The sequence below is a fragment of the Pseudomonas graminis genome (assembly GCF_001705435.1).
Classification (GTDB): Bacteria; Pseudomonadota; Gammaproteobacteria; order Pseudomonadales; family Pseudomonadaceae; genus Aquipseudomonas; species Aquipseudomonas graminis_B.
Genome location: NZ_MDEN01000058.1, coordinates 31367 through 49221, shown reverse-complemented (window position 1 = coordinate 49221; position 17855 = coordinate 31367). Strand labels below are relative to the sequence as shown.

The window sequence follows — 17855 nt, the reverse complement described above, 5'->3', positions numbered from 1 at the left end:
GGCCCGCCTGCTCGGCCTGTGAAAGTGGCCGGCATGATACCGCGCCGACGGGGCCGGTTCGTATGGCTTTGTGAATCCGACAGAGCGTCTTTTCATGGCAGCGGCCAAAGCAGGCATAATACGGCCCCTGTAACTTTTCGTTTCTCTTTGCGTCCGCCCATTCGCACCAGGTGATCCATTGACCGAGCCGTTGTCCGCTCGCCCCTCCGCTACGCCCATTCGCCCCTCGGCTTGCCCGGGGTTGCTGCGTATCGTCCCGGCGCTGGATGGCGGCATCTGCCGGATCAAGCTGCCGGGCGGGGTGCTTTCAGCGGATCAGGCGCTGGCCGTGGCGGATGCTGCCGAGGGGTTCGCCGGCGGTGTGATCGAGGCGACCAATCGCGGCAATCTGCAGATTCGCGGTATAGGCGCCAACCATGACGGGCTGATCGCCTGCCTGCTCGATGCCGGTCTGGGGCCAAGCAATCCGGCCAGTGACGACGTACGCAATCTGATGCTCAGCCCGACCGCAGGCATCGATCCGCAGCAACTGCTGGACGTGCGTCCGCTGGCCGGGCAGATCCTGCATACCCTTGAGCACCACCCGCGTTTCCATGAGCTGTCGCCCAAATTTGCCTTGTCGCTGGACGGCGGCGAGGGGTTGGCTATGCTCGAGCATCCCCATGATCTCTGGCTGTCAGCGTTGCAGGTCGATGGCCTGACCCTGCTGGGTTTCGGGCTGGCGGGCTGTCCGGCGACCGACTCACCGGTGGCTGCAGTGGCGCCGGAAGCAGCGCACGCATGGGTGGTCGCGGTGCTGGAAACCTTTCTGGATCTCGCTCGGCCCGATCAGGCACGCATGCGCGATCTGCTGAAAGAAACGCCCGTGCACCGCTTCCTCGAACACGTCGCCGCGCGTTTGCCGCAGCCATTCGTGGTTGATCAAAAAGTAACCAGCTGGCGGCGCGAACCGATCCGGTCTTTTGCGCACATCGGCACGTACGCCCAGGCAACAGCCGGCGTTGTGGCCGTGGGCGCAGGCGTGCCGTTGGGGCGTCTGCGGCCGTCCATGTTGCGTGAAGCCGCCCGATTGGCGACTGCGTTTGGCGACGGCCAGTTGTGCATGACGCCGTGGCAAAGCCTGACGCTGCGCAATGTCCCGGCGGAAAAGTCAGCGCTCGCAGTGGATGGCTTGGGTCGGGCGGGCCTGCTCGTCGATGCCGCTCAAGCACTGTCGAAAATCGTCGCCTGCACCGGCTCCGCTGCCTGCGCTAAAGGGCTGGCTGACACCAAGGCCGACGGGCTGCGTCTGGCCGCATTGCTGCAAGAAAACGCCATCAGCCGCGCGGTGCACCTATCCGGCTGCGCGCGTTCGTGTGCTGCTGCCCATGTGGCACCGGTGACCCTGCTGGCAGCGTCGCCCGGTCGTTACGACCTTTATTTTCGTCATGCAGAAAAGGCCGGGTTCGGCGATCTGCATGCACGTGATCTCACTATTGAAGCAGTCGGCGCGTTGTTGACCGCCGACTCACGGAGCAACACCGATGATTGATTACATCCGCGACGGCCAGGAGATCTACCGTAACTCCTTCGCGATCATTCGTGCCGAAGCCCGGCTCGATTCCATCCCGGCCGACCTGGAAAAACTCGCCGTACGGGTGATTCATGCCTGCGGCATGGTCGATGCGGTCGAAGGCCTGCGCTTCTCGCCGGGCGCGGGCACGGCAGGTCGCCGCGCGCTGGCCGCCGGTGCGCCGATTCTGTGTGACGCACACATGGTCGCCGAAGGCGTCACGCGCACTCGCCTGCCCGCCAACAACCCAGTGATCTGCACCCTGAAGAACGAACGCGTGCCCGAGATGGCGCGGGAGCTGGGCAACACTCGCTCGGCCGCTGCGCTGGAGCTGTGGCGCCCGCATCTGGAAGGCGCGGTTGTGGTGATCGGCAACGCGCCGACCGCGCTGTTCTATCTGCTGGAAATGCTCGACGCCGGCGCGCCGAAACCCGCGTTGATCCTGGGTTTCCCGGTGGGCTTCGTCGGCGCCGCTGAATCCAAGGACATGCTGGCTGCCGACAGTCGCGGCGTGCCTTACGTGATCATGCAGGGCCGTCGCGGCGGCAGTGCCATGGCGGCGGCGGCGGTCAACTCACTCGCCACGGAGATCGAATGATGGCACCCCGCGGTCGTCTGATTGGCTTGGGCGTGGGGCCGGGTGATCCGGAACTCATTACCGTCAAGGCGCTGCGCCTGCTGCGCGAGTCGCCGGTGGTCGCGTACTTTGTCGCCAAGGGCAAGAAAGGCAACGCGTTCGGCATCATCGAAGGCCATCTGCAGCAGGCTCAGACGCTGATGCCGCTGGTGTACCCGGTGACCACCGAGGCTTTGCCCGTTCACCTGTCTTACGAGCAAGTGATCAGCGAGTTCTACGACCGCAGCAGCGCCGATGTGGCGGCGCATCTGGACGCCGGACGCGACGTGGCGGTGATCTGCGAAGGCGACCCGATGTTCTACGGGTCTTACATGTACCTCCACGATCGTCTGTCCGATCGCTACGAAGCCGAAGTGATTCCCGGTGTCTGCTCGATGCTCGGCGGCGCGTCGGTGCTGGGTGCGCCGCTGGTGTACCGCAATCAAAGCCTGTCTGTGCTGTCTGGCGTGTTGTCCGCCGAGGAACTCAAACGCAAGCTTCAGGATGCCGACGCTGCGGTGATCATGAAGCTGGGGCGCAACCTGCCGAAAGTGCGCCAGGTGCTGATGGAAACCGGCTTGGCGGAGCGCGCGCTGTACGTCGAGCGCGCGACCATGGCCAATCAGAAGATCGTGCCGCTGGCCGAGGTTGACCCGATGTCGTCGCCGTATTTCTCGCTGATCATTGTCCCCGGCGAACGGTGGCAAGGCTGATGGTCACGACCAGCATCAAGGCTCCGGCGATTGTCATCCTGGGCAAAGGCGCGCTGGCGACGGCGCGACGTATCCAGCAGCTGTACCCCCAATCGCTGATTTACGGGCTGGCCGGGCGCGTCGAAGAGGCCGACCGCAGCTACTCGGAGTTTGGCGCGACACTGCGTCAGCTGTATCAGCAAGACACGCCGATCATCGCGCTGTGCGCAGCGGGCATCGTCATTCGCACGTTGGCGCCGGTGTTGCTGGAGAAGGGCGTCGAGCCGCCGGTGCTCGCCGTTGCCGAGGATGGCAGCGCAGTAGTGCCGCTGCTGGGCGGACTGGGTGGCGTCAACGTCATGGCCCGGGAAGTGGCCGCCGCGCTGAACACCGCAGCGGCTATCACCACCAGTGGCGAGTTGCGCTTCGGCACATGCCTGCTTAACCCTCCAGCCGGTTACGCGCTCGGCGACCTGGAGCTGGGCAAGCGCTTCGTCAGCGACTTGCTGTCGGGCGAAAGCGTGCGTGTCGAGGGCGCGGCGCCCTGGTTGGCCCAGGCGCAGTTGCCTGAGGATGATCAGGCGCAGCTGGCGATCCACGTGGGTTACGCCGAGCGCGAGCCCAGCGATCACGAGCTGCTGATCTATCCGCGCAATGTGCTGGTGGCGCTGAGCGGTGATCTGGTCGATCCCGCCGAGGCGGTAAAAAACGCGCTCCACGATTCGCGCATTGCCGTGCAGGCGCTGGGTTGTTTACTGGCCAGCAAAGCCGAGATGGCCAGTCCGGCGCTGCACGCGGCTGCCGAATCACTGGGCGTACCGTTGCGTTTCACCGCCGCCGGTACCCCTGCGGAAATGACCCAGCAGGCATTGCCACAACTGTTGCCACCGCTCACCCCGGCGGCGGGCATTGCCATTGCTGTCGCGCCGCAGCCGCTGGAGGTTCAGCAGATTGGCTGTGCACGGGGGCGGCTGGCGGTGATCGGCCTCGGCCCGGGCGCTACCGACTTCATGATTCCCGCCGTTAAAGCCGAGCTGGCGCGCGCCAACGATGTGCTGGGCTACGAGACTTACGTGCGCATGGCCGGGCCGTTCCGCGCCGACCAAGTGCTGCACTGCACCGACAACCGCGAAGAAATGCTGCGCGCCCGGCACGCATTCGAGCTGGCCGCTGAAGGGCGCTCGGTGGTAGTGGTTTCTTCGGGTGATCCCGGCGTCTTCGCCATGGCGGCGGCGGTGCTGGAAGCGCTGCATGATTCGGACAATCCCGACTGGCACCGGGTGGATCTGCACATCCTGCCGGGCGTGTCGGCTTCGCTGGCAACCGCCGCGCTGGCGGGTGCCCCGTTGGGCCACGACTTCTGCGTCATGTCCCTGTCGGACAACCTCAAGCCGTGGGAGATCATCGAGAAGCGGCTGGACCTTGCCTGCCAGGCCGATCTGGCGCTGGCGTTCTACAACCCGATCTCGCGCTCCCGGCCCTGGCAGTTGGGGCGCGCCCTGGAAATCGTCCGCCAGCATCGGGGCCCTGACACCCCGGTGACCCTGGGACGCGACATCGGCCGGCCCGCCCAGACGTTACGGGTCATCACCCTCGGTGAGCTGACGCCGGAGCAAGTCGACATGCGCACAATGGTGCTGGTGGGGTCGTCGCTGACCTGCGTATTCCCTCGCGCCAATGGCCAGCCGTGGGTCTACACGCCGCGCTGGTATGGTGCCAAGCCGGCGTGAGTGACCGTTCGGTTCGTGCTGTGGGATTTGTCTCATAGCTGACGCAGGCCTATCAGCCGGTCGATGGGGAAACCGATCCAGCCGCGTGTAGAAACGCCAGCCGGTGGACGACTGGGCGCGTCGTCCACTGCCGTTGCCGTGCGCTAAGCGCCCGCCAACCGCTTGCTTTGCTTGATGTTTAGCTCTCCCCATGGCCAGCAGCGGTGCCGTCGCTTTGTAGGAATAGTTGCCTGAATGTGCCGAACCCGGCTACCAACCCTTGGGTGGCGCGGCGGGCAATGTTCGTTAATCTCGGAGGTGTCCACGACGGACTTACCTGCCAGTTAAAGGATTAACGAATGAAACATGAAACAAGCATGACCGACGCCGAACGCAGTGCTTTCATCGACCAGTGCCAGATGGCCAACTGCACCCACTCGTTGATCGAGCACTTCTCCGCAATGGATAACGCTGTTCCGGATCTCCCGGACGACCCAAGCCAAGGTGCCGTTGCGGCGGGCAACCTGCTGGCCTTCGCCGAAGGCGTTTCGCGGCAGAACAAAGACGACGTCATTGACTCCCTTCTGTTCGCCACGCTGGTCGCCAACAAAGCGTTCAACCCGGAGAAGCAGAGCGAGCAGTGGTACCAGCAATACAACAAGGTGTTGACGACGCTGGGCTGGTTTTCCACCAACTGGAGGTACAGCCGCTATTACTCGACGCACCGTCGATTCAGCATGGAGCAAGCAGGGCTGGAGATCATCTCTTCCGCTATCGCCGCCGCCGCACTGCCCGGGCCTGCGTCCGTCGCCATGCTGAAGGTCGCCGGTGATGCCGTCGCCGCGCTGAAAGCCCAGGAAAAACCGCTGCGAATTTTCGAGCGTCAGACCAAGACCCACCGTGGCGCGAATTTCCGTATCGGCGCTTGTACTGAATCCAGCGACGGCACTGTCAACCTGGCGATGGGTGCGGTGAATTTCTCCACCGATTCGGCTGTCACCAACGTCCTCTTTTGGGAATGGAACAGTGCTGAAGTGCAAGCTTTCCGGGGTGAGAACCATCTGGTGTTGAACACACGCGTCTATGCGGCACTGCGTACACAGATCCAGCAGCGTTTGAACAAGAGCGCCTCAGCCGCCATCGAGGAATTCCAGATCTAATCAGATAGGGGGAGGCGCCCGTCGCCTCCTTCTCAAGGAGATGTGCCCATGCATCAGGGAATGATCGAAACGCAGGTCAGCGCAGGGTGCCTGCTGTTCACGCACAGTGCCTGTACTGACTTACAGAAAAGTGACGCCGCCGATTGCGTGCTGTACACGCAGCTTGCGGCGACCAAGAAACACGCTCGCTTTACCTCCACCTCTGCCTGGAACGACACATGGCTCGCTGCTTTCATCCGTTTCGGCTGGGCGCTGAACACCCATGAGACGTTGAGTTGCCCGGCGCTGGAACTCGGGCCCGGCTCGGTGTGGGGATGGTTGAAGAGCAAGTGGCCGATTTTCATGCCCAACGACATGCTGTCTGACAGTGAGTCGGCCCTCTGGCGTTCTGTTTCCAGCCGACCCAATCAGCCAGCAGTCGACCTGCTGGCCCGCCAGGCGCTCGGGCCCTTAGTGCCGAGGGATACAAGCGACGTGCAAAAAGGCCAGAAGGTGGTGCTGCAGTTCGGCTTTCTGAACCTGAACGCAGGGCTGTCCGTTGCGCTCGTGAGCTTCACGCACCGAACTGCGCTGAAAGACGACTTTGTGTTCGAGACGCTGCAGCCCCACGATATCGTCGGCAATATCGATCTGCGCTTCTATTCCCTGCGACTCATGGACCTGGTCTACACGCCCCTGCGCAAAAACGTCAGCCAGGCGCTGGAGGGTCGTCGCCCCAGCCTGGTGTGCGCGTTGGCGGGAGCTGACGCATGAGCGCGACAGGCGCGGTAGTCGGCAATGGTCTGGTGTCACTGTCCGCCGGTATCAAGAGGCAGGACCGCGAGGACCTGTTCGACTGCCTGCTGCGAGCCGAGCGAGTGGCGGGTAAGGTCAGTCGGGATGAACATTTCACCTACTGGGCATACCGGTATGGCACGGCACTGGAGCAACGAAGTTTCAGGAAACTGAGCCCGATCATTCATGAACCAATGGTGATCGGGAGCGCGTCGGAACTGGAGGAAATCAGCTTCAGTGTTATCGAATCACGCGGCTCCGCTCGGTTGGCGCGACAGGCGAAGGCGTCGCTTCAGTCCATGCGCATCCATCGTTATGCGACGCATTTTTTTGAGAGCATCAACGCCAGCAGCGTCATCGCCGGCTTTCAGGTCATTCCGTGCGCGACGGACTCTGCGGGTAATGTGATGGTGCTGCTGTGCGGCATCCAGATGACCGGCAACGTCGAGACTAGAGATTTCGACTTCTGGTCTGAATCACGCAGTGAGCTGACATTGCGCATCACCGGAGGGGTCTACCGTTTTGACCGCACCGACTACGCCAGACACCGAGATGCCGTTGCCAGGGAGCTGGACGGCCATGGCGCACGGGCGATTCAGACCTTTGCGATCTGAGCGCCCATCAGGTCAGCAGGTAGCCCTTGATGCCCGTGAAAATGATCTGGGCGGCGAGCGCGCAGACAAACAACCCCATAAGGCGGCTGACAATCTGCAGGCCTTGATCGCCGAGAATCCGCTCGATGCTGTTGGACAGATAGAGGATGACGCCGACGGTCAGGCTGGCCAGCGCGATGCTGACGATGGCCGTGAGTTTGTCATCCCAGTGCGGCTGGCTGATGCCCATTACAAGCAGTGCGCCGATGGTGCCGGGGCCGACGGTGATGGGGATGGTCAGCGGCACAATCGCAACGTCCTGCTGGACGTTGTCGGTCTGCACGCCGGATTTGCCCTGCGCCATGGCCAGCGCGGAGATGAACAGCACGCTGCCGGCACCAATACGGAAGGCGTCGGCGGTAATGCCGAACACACCGAAAATCACCCGCCCGAACAAGTACAGCAAGACGCTGGACACCAGCGTCGCGAAGGCGATCTTCCACGCCAGGCGTCGGCGTTCCTTGCGCGAATAACCGCGGCTCAGGGAAATGAAACAGGACAGGACGAAGAACGGGCTATAGAGCACCAGCATCTTCAGGTAAACGCTGAACAGCACGTGAAGCATGGTTTGAGCTCATGGCAGCAGACTGGGACGGCGCCAAGTCTATCAGCCTGTAACGGCCACCTGGCGGTCAGTTTTGCTCGTAACGGTCTTCGCCGCGGGTGGCGCGGGTCGCGTCATCCCGGGCACGTTGCTCCACCCAGTATTCGACCAGATCGCGTAACTGCGACATCTCTACCGGCTTGGACATGTGCCCGTCCATGCCGGACTGTCGCGCGCGATCCTTGTGCTCCGCCAGAATGTGCGCGGTCAATGCCACCACAGGGGTGCGAATGCGCTGGTTTCCGGTTTCCCAGGCGCGGAACTGCTGCGTCGCCGAGAACCCGTCGAGGATCGGCATTTCGCAGTCCATCAGCACCAGGTCATAGCGCCGGGTCTTCATCGCCAGCAGCGCCTCTTCGCCATTGCTGGCAGTGTCCGGCTGCAGGTTGAGCTTGCCGAGCATGCCACGAATGACCTTGGTGGAAATGCTGTTGTCTTCGGCAACCAGAATGCGGAAGTCGCTGGGCACGTCGATATCGCCGATCGCCCCGGGAACTGCAGAAAAGGGCGCATTGCCTATGTTGCGCTGATTGAGCTCGTCCGCCAGCGTGGTCTTCAGCGTGTACCCGGCGACCGGTTTGGCGAGGATGCGTTTAACCCCGGCATTGCGCGCGATGATCTTGCTCGGCGCGTTGCTGATGCCGGTGAGCATGATCAACAGAATGTCGTGGTTCAGGCTCGGGTCTTCCTTGATCTTGGCGGCCAGTTGCATGCCGGTCATGCCGGGCATGTTCTGGTCGAGCAGGACGATATCGAAATAGTCGCGCAGGTGAGCCTTGGTGCGCAGCAGCGCCAGCGCCTCTTTGCCCGATGGCACGGCGCTGACGTTGAGCCCCCACGCGCTGCACTGCTGGACCAGCACCTTGCGGCAGGTGTCGTTGTCGTCGACCACCAGAACCCGCGCGCCTTTGAGCGGGCTGTCCAGATCGGCGGGGGGCTGCTCCAGTCGTTGTGCATCAAGGGGCAGACTCAGCCACAGCGTGCTGCCCTGATTGGTGCCGCTCTGAATGCCGAACTCGCCGCTCATCAACAGAATGAGCTGCCGGGCGATGACCAGCCCCAGGTGACCGCCCACCTTGCTGGCCGCCAGGAAATTCTTGCAATGCAGTTCAGCGTGCAGCAGCGCGTCGCGCTCGTTGGGCGTCAGCGGCGTGCCGCTGTCCTGAACGGCGATGCGCAGTCGTGGCTTGCCGCCGCGGGAGTCGAGGGCGACGACCAACAGGATCTCGCCCTCGTCGGTCTTCTTTAAGGCGTTCTCCAGCAAGCTGAGCAGCGTCTGCCGCAGGCGTGTCGGGTCACCGCTGATGACGCGCGGCACCTGGGGCTGAATGAAGCTGATCAGCTCGACACTTTGCTGTTCGGCCTTGGCGCGGAAGATGCTCAGGCAGTCCTCGATCATCGCATTGAGATCGAACTGCACGTCGTCCAGCTCGATCTGACCGGACTCCAGCTTGGTGATATCGAGGATCTCGTTGATCAGGGTCAGCAGTTCGTTGCCGGCACTGTGGATGGTCTGCACGTAATCGCGCTGCTTGACCGACAGCGGCGTGCCCAGCAGCAGCTCGGTCATCCCCAGAACGCCGTTCATGGGGGTGCGGATCTCGTGGCTGATCTTCGCCAGAAACTCGGCCTTGGCGTTGATCTCCGCTGTGCTGGCGGCGAGTTCGCGGCTGATGCTGAAGTTGTCTTCAGTGATGCTGCGATGACGCTCGCTGAGGGCGATGCTCATCAGCAGGCCGCACAGGCAAAACACCGCCAACACCCCGATGATCAGCGTCTGCGCGGGAATACTCGTCAGCCAGAGCATGGCCGGCAGTACCACGAGGTTGCCGAGATTGAACGCGATCATGGCGATCACGAACGGCCGGGCAGGGGAGTAGCCCTTCTGCAGGTGGTAGATCGACACGAGGGTGATGCTGACCGTGGTCAATGCCACCAGCAGGAACGTCATGATGTTCAGCGGCAGGGTGTCAACGAACAGCACCAGGAGCGCACCAAAGCCCACCACCAGCAGCACGCCCATCAGCAGCCGATTGAGCATCTCGACGCCGCGCTGAACGAAGAAACAGTAGGTGTACATCAGCCCGGTCGCGGCGGCGAGGAGCAGGGCGAGGTGAGCGCTCGGCGTCTGCGCCAGATGCCAGCGCGGCAGCCACGGCGCCTGAAGGTTGAGCAGCAACAGCGCACTCAGCCCCAGAAACGCCTCGCACGCTGCCAGCCACAAGCTGCTGATCGAGCGAGACTGGGCGAAGCGCGTGAGGTTCTGCACGATCAGCATGGCCAGCGAGCCGAAGAACAGGCCGAGCAGCAGGGGGCGGCGCTCGTCGGCGGCGCTGGTGACGGCGGACTGCAGCGTGATGTTAGGGCGCAGCTCCTGCTCGGACTTGAGGCGCAAATACAGGTCGAGCGGCTTGTCGCTGTGGGGCACCGGCAGCAGGAAGTCCAGTGACGGCAGGGGTTGGGCTTCGCGCGGCACCCGGTTACCGGAGCGCGAATGATCGATCAGGCTGTCGCCGTCGAGCACGTACATGTCGACCGTCGCCAGGTCAGGCGCGAAGATCCGCACCAGTTGTTCATGGGTGGCCGGGGGCAGGCGGTAGTGCAGCCACAGCGCGGCGTCGCGATTGGTCGCGCGCACCTTGTCGAGTTCGACCGGGCTGAATTGGGATTCGTAATGGGGGGAGCGAATGTCGCTGAGGTTAAGGTTTGACTGATCGTCGACAAGGGTTGACCAGCCTGCACCGACCTCGGCGGCCGCCGAAGTTATACAGAGCAGGGTCAGCAATGTGACGGTCAAACGAGTGGCAATCCTGAGCCAGCGCACGGCGAAATCCCTTCGTGAATGAAGCCTGTTTAACTCTGGGGCACCGGATGCCCGATCAGCGACTCAACGAGGAATCGCCGATCGGGCCGAGGCTCACGCCAGATCTTCGCCGCGTTCCCGGGCAATGGCGCGATAGCCGATGTCCGTGCGGTAGAAACAACCTTTCCAGTCAATCTTTGCAGCCAGCTCGTACGCTTGTTTCTGCGCATCGCCAACGCTGTCGCCCAGCGCTGTCGCGCACAGCACGCGACCGCCGGAGGTCACGATACGGCCATCCTGCAGCGCAGTGCCAGCGTGGAACACTTTGCCCGGCAACGCGGCCGCAGCGTCCAGCCCGTGAATCTCGTCGCCCTTGGCGTAGTCGGCCGGATAGCCGCCGGCTGCCAGCACGATTCCCAGACTCGGACGCGGGTCCCACTGAGCATCCACCGTATCCAGCGTTTGCGCCAGAGCGGCTTCAACCAGGGTCACCAGGCTCGACTGCAGGCGCAGCATGACAGGCTGGGTTTCCGGATCGCCAAAACGGCAGTTGAATTCGATGACTTTCGGATTGCCAGCCTTGTCGATCATCAGACCAGCATAGAGGAAACCGGTGTAAATGTTCCCCTCGGCGGCCATGCCCCGGACGGTCGGCCATATGACTTGATCCATCACGCGCTGGTGAACCTCGGCGGTGACCACCGGGGCCGGGGAATACGCACCCATGCCGCCGGTGTTCGGGCCGCTGTCGCCATCGCCGACGCGCTTGTGGTCCTGACTGGTGGCCATGGGCAGTACGTTCTTGCCGTCGACCATGACGATGAAGCTGGCTTCTTCGCCGTCGAGGAATTCCTCGATCACCACGCGCGAACCGGCGTCGCCGAAAGCATTGCCGGCCAGCATGTCACGCACGGCGTCTTCGGCTTCCGCGAGGGTCATCGCGACGATCACGCCTTTGCCCGCCGCCAGGCCGTCGGCCTTGATGACGATCGGTGCACCTTTCTCTTGCAGGTACGCCAGCGCCGGTTCGATTTCAGTGAAGTTCTGGTAGTCGGCAGAGGGAATGTTGTGGCGCGCCAGGAAGTCCTTGGTGAATGCCTTGGAGCCTTCCAGCTGTGCGGCGTCCTTGGTCGGGCCGAAGCACTTCAGGCCACGGGCGCGGAACAGGTCGACGACACCGGCGACCAACGGCACTTCCGGGCCGACGATGGTCAGCGCGACGTTCTTCTCGGCGAAGTCAGCCAGTTGCTCCAGCGCCAGCACGTCGATGGCGACGTTTTCACACTTGGCTTCAGTGGCAGTGCCGGCATTGCCGGGAGCGACGAAGACTTTCTCGACACGAGCGTCCTGCGCGACTTTCCAGGCCAGAGCGTGTTCACGGCCACCGCTGCCAATGATTAAAATATTCAAAGAAAGACTCCTTCGGAGAAGCTGCAAGCTACAAGCGGCAAGTAAAAGCGAATAGCACAACTCTTAATCACGGCTCATTGCTCTGAATTAATAAGACTGCAAGGGCGAGTAAAGCGACGCGACTCTGCTTTTACTTACCGCTTGCAGCTTGATGCTTGCCGCTGCACTCAGTGCCTGAAATGGCGCATGCCAGTGAATACCATCGCGATACCCGCTTCGTCCGCTGCTGCAATCACTTCGGCGTCACGCATTGAGCCGCCTGGCTGGATCACCGCAGTGATGCCGGCCTTGGCCGCGTTGTCGATGCCGTCCCTGAACGGGAAGAACGCATCGGAGGCCATGACAGCGCCCTGCACCTGCAAACCGGCGTGTTCGGCCTTGATCGCCGCGATGCGGGCAGAGTTCACCCGGCTCATCTGGCCTGCGCCGACGCCGATGGTCTGCCGGTTCTTGGCGTAAACGATGGCGTTGGACTTCACGTACTTGGCGACCTTCCAGGCGAAGATCAGGTCGTGAACTTCCTGCTCGGTCGGCGCGCGTTGGGTGACCACTTTCAGGTCGTCTGCGCCGATCATGCCGATGTCGCGGCTCTGCACCAGCAAGCCACCGTTGACTCGCTTGTAATCCCAGGCCGGCGCGCGCTCTGCGTCCCACTGGCCGCTGGTCAACAAGCGCACGTTGGCTTTGCTGGCAATGATGGCCTGGGCTTCAGCGCTGACGCTCGGGGCGATGATCACTTCGACGAACTGGCGCTCGACGATAGCCTTGGCCGTCTCGGCATCCAGCTCACGGTTGAAGGCGATGATGCCGCCGAACGCCGATTCGCTATCGGTGGCATAGGCCAGTTCGTAGGCCTGACGAATGCCGCCTTCTGTATCCAGGCTTACTGCAACGCCGCACGGGTTGGCGTGCTTGACGATCACGCAGGCAGGCTTGACGAAGCTCTTCACGCACTCAAGCGCCGCGTCGGTATCGGCGACGTTGTTGTAGGAAAGCTCTTTGCCTTGCAGTTGGGTCGCGGTCGCAATGCCGACTTCGGCAGGCTTGGCTTCAACGTAGAACGCCGCGCTCTGGTGTGGGTTCTCGCCGTAGCGCATTTCCTGCGCCTTGATGAACTGGCTGTTGAAGGTGCGCGGGAAGGCGCTGCGGCCTTCGGTGCTCAGGGTGTCAGCGGACTGGTCAACGCTGCCCAGGTAGTTGGCGATCATGCCGTCGTAGGCCGCAGTGTGCTCGAAAGCCTTGAGCATCAGGTCGAAGCGCTGCGCGTAAGTCAGGCCGCCGGCCTTGAGGCTTTCCAGCACGTTCGTGTAATCGCTGGCGTTGACGACGATGGCGACGTCTTTATGGTTTTTAGCAGCGGAGCGAACCATGGTCGGGCCGCCGATATCGATGTTCTCGATGGCGGTCGGCAGGTCGCAGCCCGGCTTGGAAACGGTGGCTTCGAACGGATAGAGATTCACGGCGACCAGGTCGATCGGCTTGATGCCATGTTCGCTCATGATGGCGTCGTCGATGCCGCGACGACCCAGGATGCCGCCGTGGATTTTCGGGTGCAGTGTCTTGACCCGGCCATCCATCATTTCAGCGAAGCCGGTGTAGTCGGCGACTTCTACCGCTGCAACGCCGTTGTCCTTGAGCAGCTTGAACGTACCACCGGTGGAGAGGATCTCGACACCGAGGGCTCGGAGTTCACGCGCAAATTCAAGGATACCGGTCTTGTCGGATACGCTGATCAGGGCGCGGCGGATCGGCAGGCGGGTCGTCTGGTCGGTCATCTCAACTTCCATCAAAAGCAAAAGAATTTTGCAAAAAAAACGACCGCATTGAGGTGAGGTCGCTTGTTTTTCGGATGCTTACAGCAGGTCGTACTGCTTGAGTTTCTTGCGCAGGGTGCCGCGATTCAGCCCCAGCATCTCGGAGGCCTTGGTCTGGTTGCCCTTGACGTAGTTCATCACGCACTCGAGCAACGGCGCCTCGACTTCCGAGAGCACCAGGTTGTAGACATCAGTGACGGCCGCACCTTCCAGATGAGCGAAGTAGTTGTGCAACGCCTTCTCGACGCTTCCGCGCAGGGTCTGACCCTCTTCGCTCGGCGTATTGAGGTGTTGTTTCAAATTGACGTTGTCGCTCACGGGTGTTGTTCCACTCACTAAAGTCTCAGTCATCATCGTCATGCGGCCACCTCTTCTTCGTTCCCTGCTGGGAGGGATTTATCGCGCTGGGAAAAGAACTCCCGAACGTTGGCGCACTGTGCTTCTGTATCTTCCAAACGGTTGAAAAGGGCGCGAAACTCCTTGGCGCCCGGCAACGTTGCGAGGTACCAGCCGACGTGTTTGCGGGCGATTCGCACGCCCATCACGTCGCCATAGAAGGTGTGAAGCGCAGCCAGATGCTCTAGCAGAATGCGTTCCACTTCACTGACGGGCAGGCCTGGAAGTTTTTTCCCGGTCTGCAGGTAGTGTTCTATCTCGCGAAAAATCCATGGGCGCCCCTGGGCGGCCCGGCCAATCAACAGCCCGTCGGCGCCGGTTGCGTCGAGGACGTAGCGGGCCTTCTCCGGTGAATCGATGTCGCCGTTGGCAAACACCGGGATGGACACCGCCTGCTTGATGGCGGCGATGGTGTCGTACTCGGCTTCACCGGTGTAGAGATCGGCACGGGTTCGCCCGTGCACCGCCAGCGCCTGAATGCCGGCTTGTTCGGCAATTCTGGCGACGGTCAGACCATTCTTGTTCGCCCGGTCCCAGCCGGTGCGAATCTTCAGCGTGACCGGTACCTCGACTGCCGCGACCACCGCGTGCAGGATTTCGGTCACTAACTGTTCATCTTTCAACAACGCTGAGCCAGCGGCCTTGTTGCAGACCTTTTTTGCCGGGCAACCCATGTTGATGTCGATGATCTGCGCGCCGAGTTCGACGTTGGCGCGTGCTGCGTCCGCAAGCATCTGCGGGTCCCCGCCAGCGATCTGTACCGAGCGTGGCTCGGGATCGCCTTCGTGAATCATGCGCAACCGCGACTTGCGGCTGTTCCAGAGGCTCATGTCGCTGGTGACCATTTCCGAGACCACCAGGCCTGCGCCGAGCTGGCGACAGAGTTGTCGGAATGGCTGGTCAGTGACACCCGCCATCGGGGCGAGAATCAAGCCGTTTTGCAATGTGTAAGGGCCGATGCGTACCGCCGACATAGGGTGACCTGTTGTGGGGCCGAATCACGAGGTCTGGTCCGAAAAGTGCTTCAGCGCCAATTCAGACGGGACCCAGAGTATGAAAAAGGGTGGGCATGATACCCGCTCTCGATGACTGGATAAAGGCTGAATTGGATAAAATCTGAACAGTTCCGTTCTTAACGCGAACGGTTAGGTTTAGGCCGGTATTGTCATAAAAGTGTCGTCGGATTTCGGGCATCCCGTCCCTTGCAAGGTGCTGCATTTCGGTGCGGACAAACCCGCTGCGCCTGGGTTTTCACTCCGGCGAACGGAAGCTCAGGCTGTAATTGGCCGCCTTGGGGCCCGGGTCGAGGACGTCCAGGGCGATGTGAATCGGCGTCTGGGGTGGCATTTCGTCCTTGCCCGCCAGCTCGCCGCTCAGGTACTCGCCCGGTTTGAATCGACGGCTGGCGATCAGTTGACCCGTCGCATCGGCAAAGCGTAGTTCGAGCAGCGGGAACGGCTGGGAGAATGACGCACGGTTATAGATGATCGCGTCGACGACCAGCGCGCCCTGAAACTCGGGGTGGCTGCGCACGACAAGGTTGCTGCTCTTGAGCAGTTTGATATCAACCTTGGACGGGACCTTGCAGCCGAGGGACGGGCACAGCTCCATAAAAATGGGGCGGTATTGATCCTGTCGCGCCAGCTCTTCGAAGTGGTACGCAATGTATTGGCCGGCCAGTGCGCCCAGCCCAACCAGGATCAATAGCATCCACAGCAGACGCCGTCCCCAGCGTGGTTTGGGTTTCTGCCAGGACAACTGCAGCGGGTCATCCGTCAGGTCGACCAGCGCCCTGTCCCGCAGGCCCGGTTCGTTGCGGCCGCCACGCTTGTCGGCAGCGGCGTGCGGAGGCTCATCGTCCCCATCATCATCGTCACGGGCGCTGAGGCGATCCTGATGCTCGTGGGTGTCCAGAGCGGAGAAGCGTTCCGAGGACGGCTCATCGTCGGGGTCGGCGTGAGGCTTGAGCGAGTGGGGGTGATCGGGTTCGTCGCCCAGATCGTCCGGGCTCAGCGAGAATGAAGGCTCGGTGCGATGGCGTTCCTGCTGATTGATGGGCTCGTCCAGCGGGCCTTCGTCTATCGAGTGGTCGGTATGCGCTTCGCGTTCCTCGACGACTTCGGCGCGCAGTTCGGGCAATCGGTCGACATCGTCGTGACTCATGCCGTGGGCCCACGACTCCTGCGCGACGTCAGGCTCATCGCGTCGGGCACTGAAGGACTCGACTTCGTCGTGATCGCGCGCCTTGCTGACACGCCCGAAGGACTCGGGCAGCTGAATCTCGCGCTGTTCGAGACGGGCCAGCTCGACATCGAGATCGTCCAGATCAAGGCTGTCCAGGTCCACCTCACGCTCTTCACGCTTGACCGGCAACGGCGCTGGCTGGGTCACGACGAGGGATTGTGGCGCGAGGATTTCCGGCGTCTTCTCCACGCTTTCGATGTTCGGCGCGGAAGGCGACGGCGTTTCCGGCGTTGCATCGGCGCGTTGTTCCAGCAGTTGCTTCGCGGCGTTGAACACCTGCAGGCATGAGCCACAGCGCACCATGCCTCGGGCCACGCTCAACTGGGCGTGACTGACGCGGAAACTGGTCTGGCAATGCGGGCACTGAGTGACGAAGCTGTCGGTCATGCGGGTATCCGGGGTTAAAGAGCGCCTGATGGTTGGATCTTAGGGCAACTGGCTGTCAGCGGCGACGACCAGTGATCCGTACCCAGCCCTCGCGGTTGGCGATCGGGTCCAGCTCGAAGGTGTCAGCGTACGCGGCAGCGACTTCATCGCCTTGCTCGGCAAGGATACCGGACAGCGCCAGACGGCCACCGGGTTTGACCAGGCTCGCCAGCTGCGGCGCCAGAGCAACCAGCGGGCCCGCGAGGATGTTGGCCACCAGCACATCGGCCGGCACCTGGGGCAGGTCTTCAGGCAAATACAGCGGGAATTTCTCGGCCGGGACATTGTTGCGGCCGGCATTGTCGCGCGACGCTTCCAGGGCCTGGACGTCGATGTCGGTGCCGACGGCTTGTTCAGCGCCCAGCAGCAGTGCGGCGATGGCGAGAATGCCGGAGCCGCAGCCGAAGTCCAGCACGTTGCAGCCGGCGAGGTCCTGGCCGTCGAGCCACTCGAGGCACAGCGCGGTGGTCGGATGAGTACCCGTGCCGAATGCGAGGCCCGGGTCGAGCAACAGATTGACGGCGTCCGGCTCCGGCGCGGCATGCCAGCTCGGCACGATCCACAACCGCTGGCCGAAGCGCATCGGGTTGAAGTTGTCCATCCAGCTGCGTTCCCAGTCCTGATCTTCGATCACTTCATGGGTGTGTTCCGGCAGCTCGGCGTCGGTGAGCAATCTCAGGTGAGCGAGGACGTGATCGGCATCGGTGTCGGCTTCGAACAGCGCCAGCAGGTGCGTGTGCGACCACAGCGGCGTGGTGTTCAGCTCTGGCTCGAAGATCGGCTGGTCTTCAGCGTCCATGAACGTCACCGATACGGCGCCGACTTCGAGCAGGGCGTCTTCGTAGGTTTCGGCTTGTTCGGGGCTAATGGCGAGACGGACTTGCAGCCAAGGCATGGCGGGTGACCTTCGAGTTGAAAAATTGAAAGGCGGCCGACGGCCACGAAAGACCGGCAAGTTTACGGGGTTCGTGGGGAAACAACAAAGTGGGTGTCGCGATCTGT

The 17855-nt window shown here is 62.4% G+C and carries 15 protein-coding genes; 7 read left to right on the top strand and 8 right to left on the bottom strand.

From position 1 onward, the window contains the following. Positions 1 to 178 precede the first annotated feature (178 nt). The 7 genes from cobG to BBI10_RS07420 all read left to right on the top strand — a co-directional run bounded on the left by cobG (position 179) and on the right by BBI10_RS07420 (position 7117). Entirely contained in the window at positions 179 to 1531 is a 1353-nt protein-coding gene (gene cobG / locus BBI10_RS07450) for a precorrin-3B synthase (RefSeq protein ID WP_083233052.1), read from the top strand. After that, positions 1524 to 2150: a precorrin-8X methylmutase gene (locus BBI10_RS07445; protein ID WP_065987740.1), complete on the top strand. Its 627-nt coding sequence runs from the start codon at positions 1524 to 1526 to the stop codon at positions 2148 to 2150. Before cobG ends, BBI10_RS07445 begins: the two co-directional genes overlap by 8 nt. Continuing rightward, positions 2150 to 2881, top strand: coding sequence for a precorrin-2 C(20)-methyltransferase (locus BBI10_RS07440; RefSeq protein ID WP_065987875.1), 732 nt, complete (start codon positions 2150 to 2152; stop codon positions 2879 to 2881). Before BBI10_RS07445 ends, BBI10_RS07440 begins: the two co-directional genes overlap by 1 nt. After that, a complete protein-coding gene (cobJ, locus tag BBI10_RS07435; protein WP_065987739.1) occupies positions 2881 to 4590 on the top strand; it encodes a precorrin-3B C(17)-methyltransferase in 1710 nt (569 codons plus the stop codon). The genes BBI10_RS07440 and cobJ overlap by 1 nt, the downstream gene beginning before the upstream one ends. A 338-nt stretch (positions 4591 to 4928) precedes the next feature. Continuing rightward, complete coding sequence (locus BBI10_RS07430; RefSeq protein ID WP_065987738.1) at positions 4929 to 5729, top strand: hypothetical protein; 801 nt, start codon at positions 4929 to 4931, stop codon at positions 5727 to 5729. Positions 5730 to 5777: 48 nt separating this feature from the next. Then, on the top strand, positions 5778 to 6482 hold the full coding sequence (locus BBI10_RS07425) for a hypothetical protein (RefSeq protein WP_065987737.1): 705 nt from the start codon (positions 5778 to 5780) through the stop codon (positions 6480 to 6482). Then, positions 6479 to 7117 (top strand): hypothetical protein, encoded by a 639-nt coding sequence (locus tag BBI10_RS07420; RefSeq protein WP_065987736.1) that lies wholly within the window; start codon positions 6479 to 6481, stop codon positions 7115 to 7117. The genes BBI10_RS07425 and BBI10_RS07420 overlap by 4 nt, the downstream gene beginning before the upstream one ends. Before the next feature lie 7 nt (positions 7118 to 7124). On the opposite strand, the gene BBI10_RS07415 is transcribed toward BBI10_RS07420, so the two are convergent. From BBI10_RS07415 to prmA, 8 genes are all read right to left on the bottom strand, one after another. Beyond that, the gene (locus BBI10_RS07415; RefSeq protein WP_065987735.1) at positions 7125 to 7721 is read right to left on the bottom strand and encodes a MarC family protein; all 597 of its coding nucleotides are present in this window, start codon (positions 7719 to 7721) and stop codon (positions 7125 to 7127) included. Between the two features lie 67 nt (positions 7722 to 7788). Further along, a complete protein-coding gene (locus tag BBI10_RS07410; RefSeq protein ID WP_065987734.1) occupies positions 7789 to 10584 on the bottom strand; it encodes a hybrid sensor histidine kinase/response regulator in 2796 nt (931 codons plus the stop codon). Between the two features lie 93 nt (positions 10585 to 10677). Further along, complete coding sequence (gene purD, locus BBI10_RS07405) at positions 10678 to 11973, bottom strand: phosphoribosylamine--glycine ligase (protein ID WP_065987733.1); 1296 nt, start codon at positions 11971 to 11973, stop codon at positions 10678 to 10680. Positions 11974 to 12140: 167 nt separating this feature from the next. Next, positions 12141 to 13748, bottom strand: a complete 1608-nt coding sequence (gene purH, locus BBI10_RS07400) for a bifunctional phosphoribosylaminoimidazolecarboxamide formyltransferase/IMP cyclohydrolase (RefSeq protein ID WP_065987732.1) — start codon at positions 13746 to 13748, stop codon at positions 12141 to 12143. A 78-nt stretch (positions 13749 to 13826) separates the two neighbouring features. After that, positions 13827 to 14147 carry a DNA-binding transcriptional regulator Fis gene (gene fis / locus BBI10_RS07395; RefSeq protein ID WP_015093301.1) on the bottom strand — a complete coding sequence of 107 codons (321 nt, stop codon included), beginning with the start codon at positions 14145 to 14147 and terminating at the stop codon, positions 13827 to 13829. Further along, entirely contained in the window at positions 14144 to 15157 is a 1014-nt protein-coding gene (gene dusB, locus BBI10_RS07390) for a tRNA dihydrouridine synthase DusB (RefSeq protein WP_065987731.1), read from the bottom strand. Before dusB ends, fis begins: the two co-directional genes overlap by 4 nt. A gap of 277 nt (positions 15158 to 15434) precedes the next feature. Further along, positions 15435 to 16814, bottom strand: a complete 1380-nt coding sequence (locus BBI10_RS07385) for a DUF3426 domain-containing protein (protein WP_065987730.1) — start codon at positions 16812 to 16814, stop codon at positions 15435 to 15437. Between the two features lie 55 nt (positions 16815 to 16869). After that, a complete protein-coding gene (prmA, locus tag BBI10_RS07380) occupies positions 16870 to 17748 on the bottom strand; it encodes a 50S ribosomal protein L11 methyltransferase (RefSeq protein ID WP_065987729.1) in 879 nt (292 codons plus the stop codon). Positions 17749 to 17855: the final 107 nt, after the last annotated feature.

Coding starts and splice junctions, on each gene's coding strand:
- BBI10_RS07415 (WP_065987735.1), bottom strand. CDS start 7,721: ATGCTTCACGTGCTGTTCAGCGTTTACCTGAAGATGCTGGTGCTCTAT.
- BBI10_RS07440 (WP_065987875.1), top strand. CDS start 2,150: ATGGCACCCCGCGGTCGTCTGATTGGCTTGGGCGTGGGGCCGGGTGAT.
- prmA (WP_065987729.1), bottom strand. CDS start 17,748: ATGCCTTGGCTGCAAGTCCGTCTCGCCATTAGCCCCGAACAAGCCGAA.
- dusB (WP_065987731.1), bottom strand. CDS start 15,157: ATGTCGGCGGTACGCATCGGCCCTTACACATTGCAAAACGGCTTGATT.
- fis (WP_015093301.1), bottom strand. CDS start 14,147: ATGACGATGATGACTGAGACTTTAGTGAGTGGAACAACACCCGTGAGC.
- purH (WP_065987732.1), bottom strand. CDS start 13,748: ATGACCGACCAGACGACCCGCCTGCCGATCCGCCGCGCCCTGATCAGC.
- BBI10_RS07420 (WP_065987736.1), top strand. CDS start 6,479: ATGAGCGCGACAGGCGCGGTAGTCGGCAATGGTCTGGTGTCACTGTCC.
- BBI10_RS07445 (WP_065987740.1), top strand. CDS start 1,524: ATGATTGATTACATCCGCGACGGCCAGGAGATCTACCGTAACTCCTTC.
- BBI10_RS07385 (WP_065987730.1), bottom strand. CDS start 16,814: ATGACCGACAGCTTCGTCACTCAGTGCCCGCATTGCCAGACCAGTTTC.
- BBI10_RS07425 (WP_065987737.1), top strand. CDS start 5,778: ATGCATCAGGGAATGATCGAAACGCAGGTCAGCGCAGGGTGCCTGCTG.
- BBI10_RS07430 (WP_065987738.1), top strand. CDS start 4,929: ATGAAACATGAAACAAGCATGACCGACGCCGAACGCAGTGCTTTCATC.
- cobJ (WP_065987739.1), top strand. CDS start 2,881: ATGGTCACGACCAGCATCAAGGCTCCGGCGATTGTCATCCTGGGCAAA.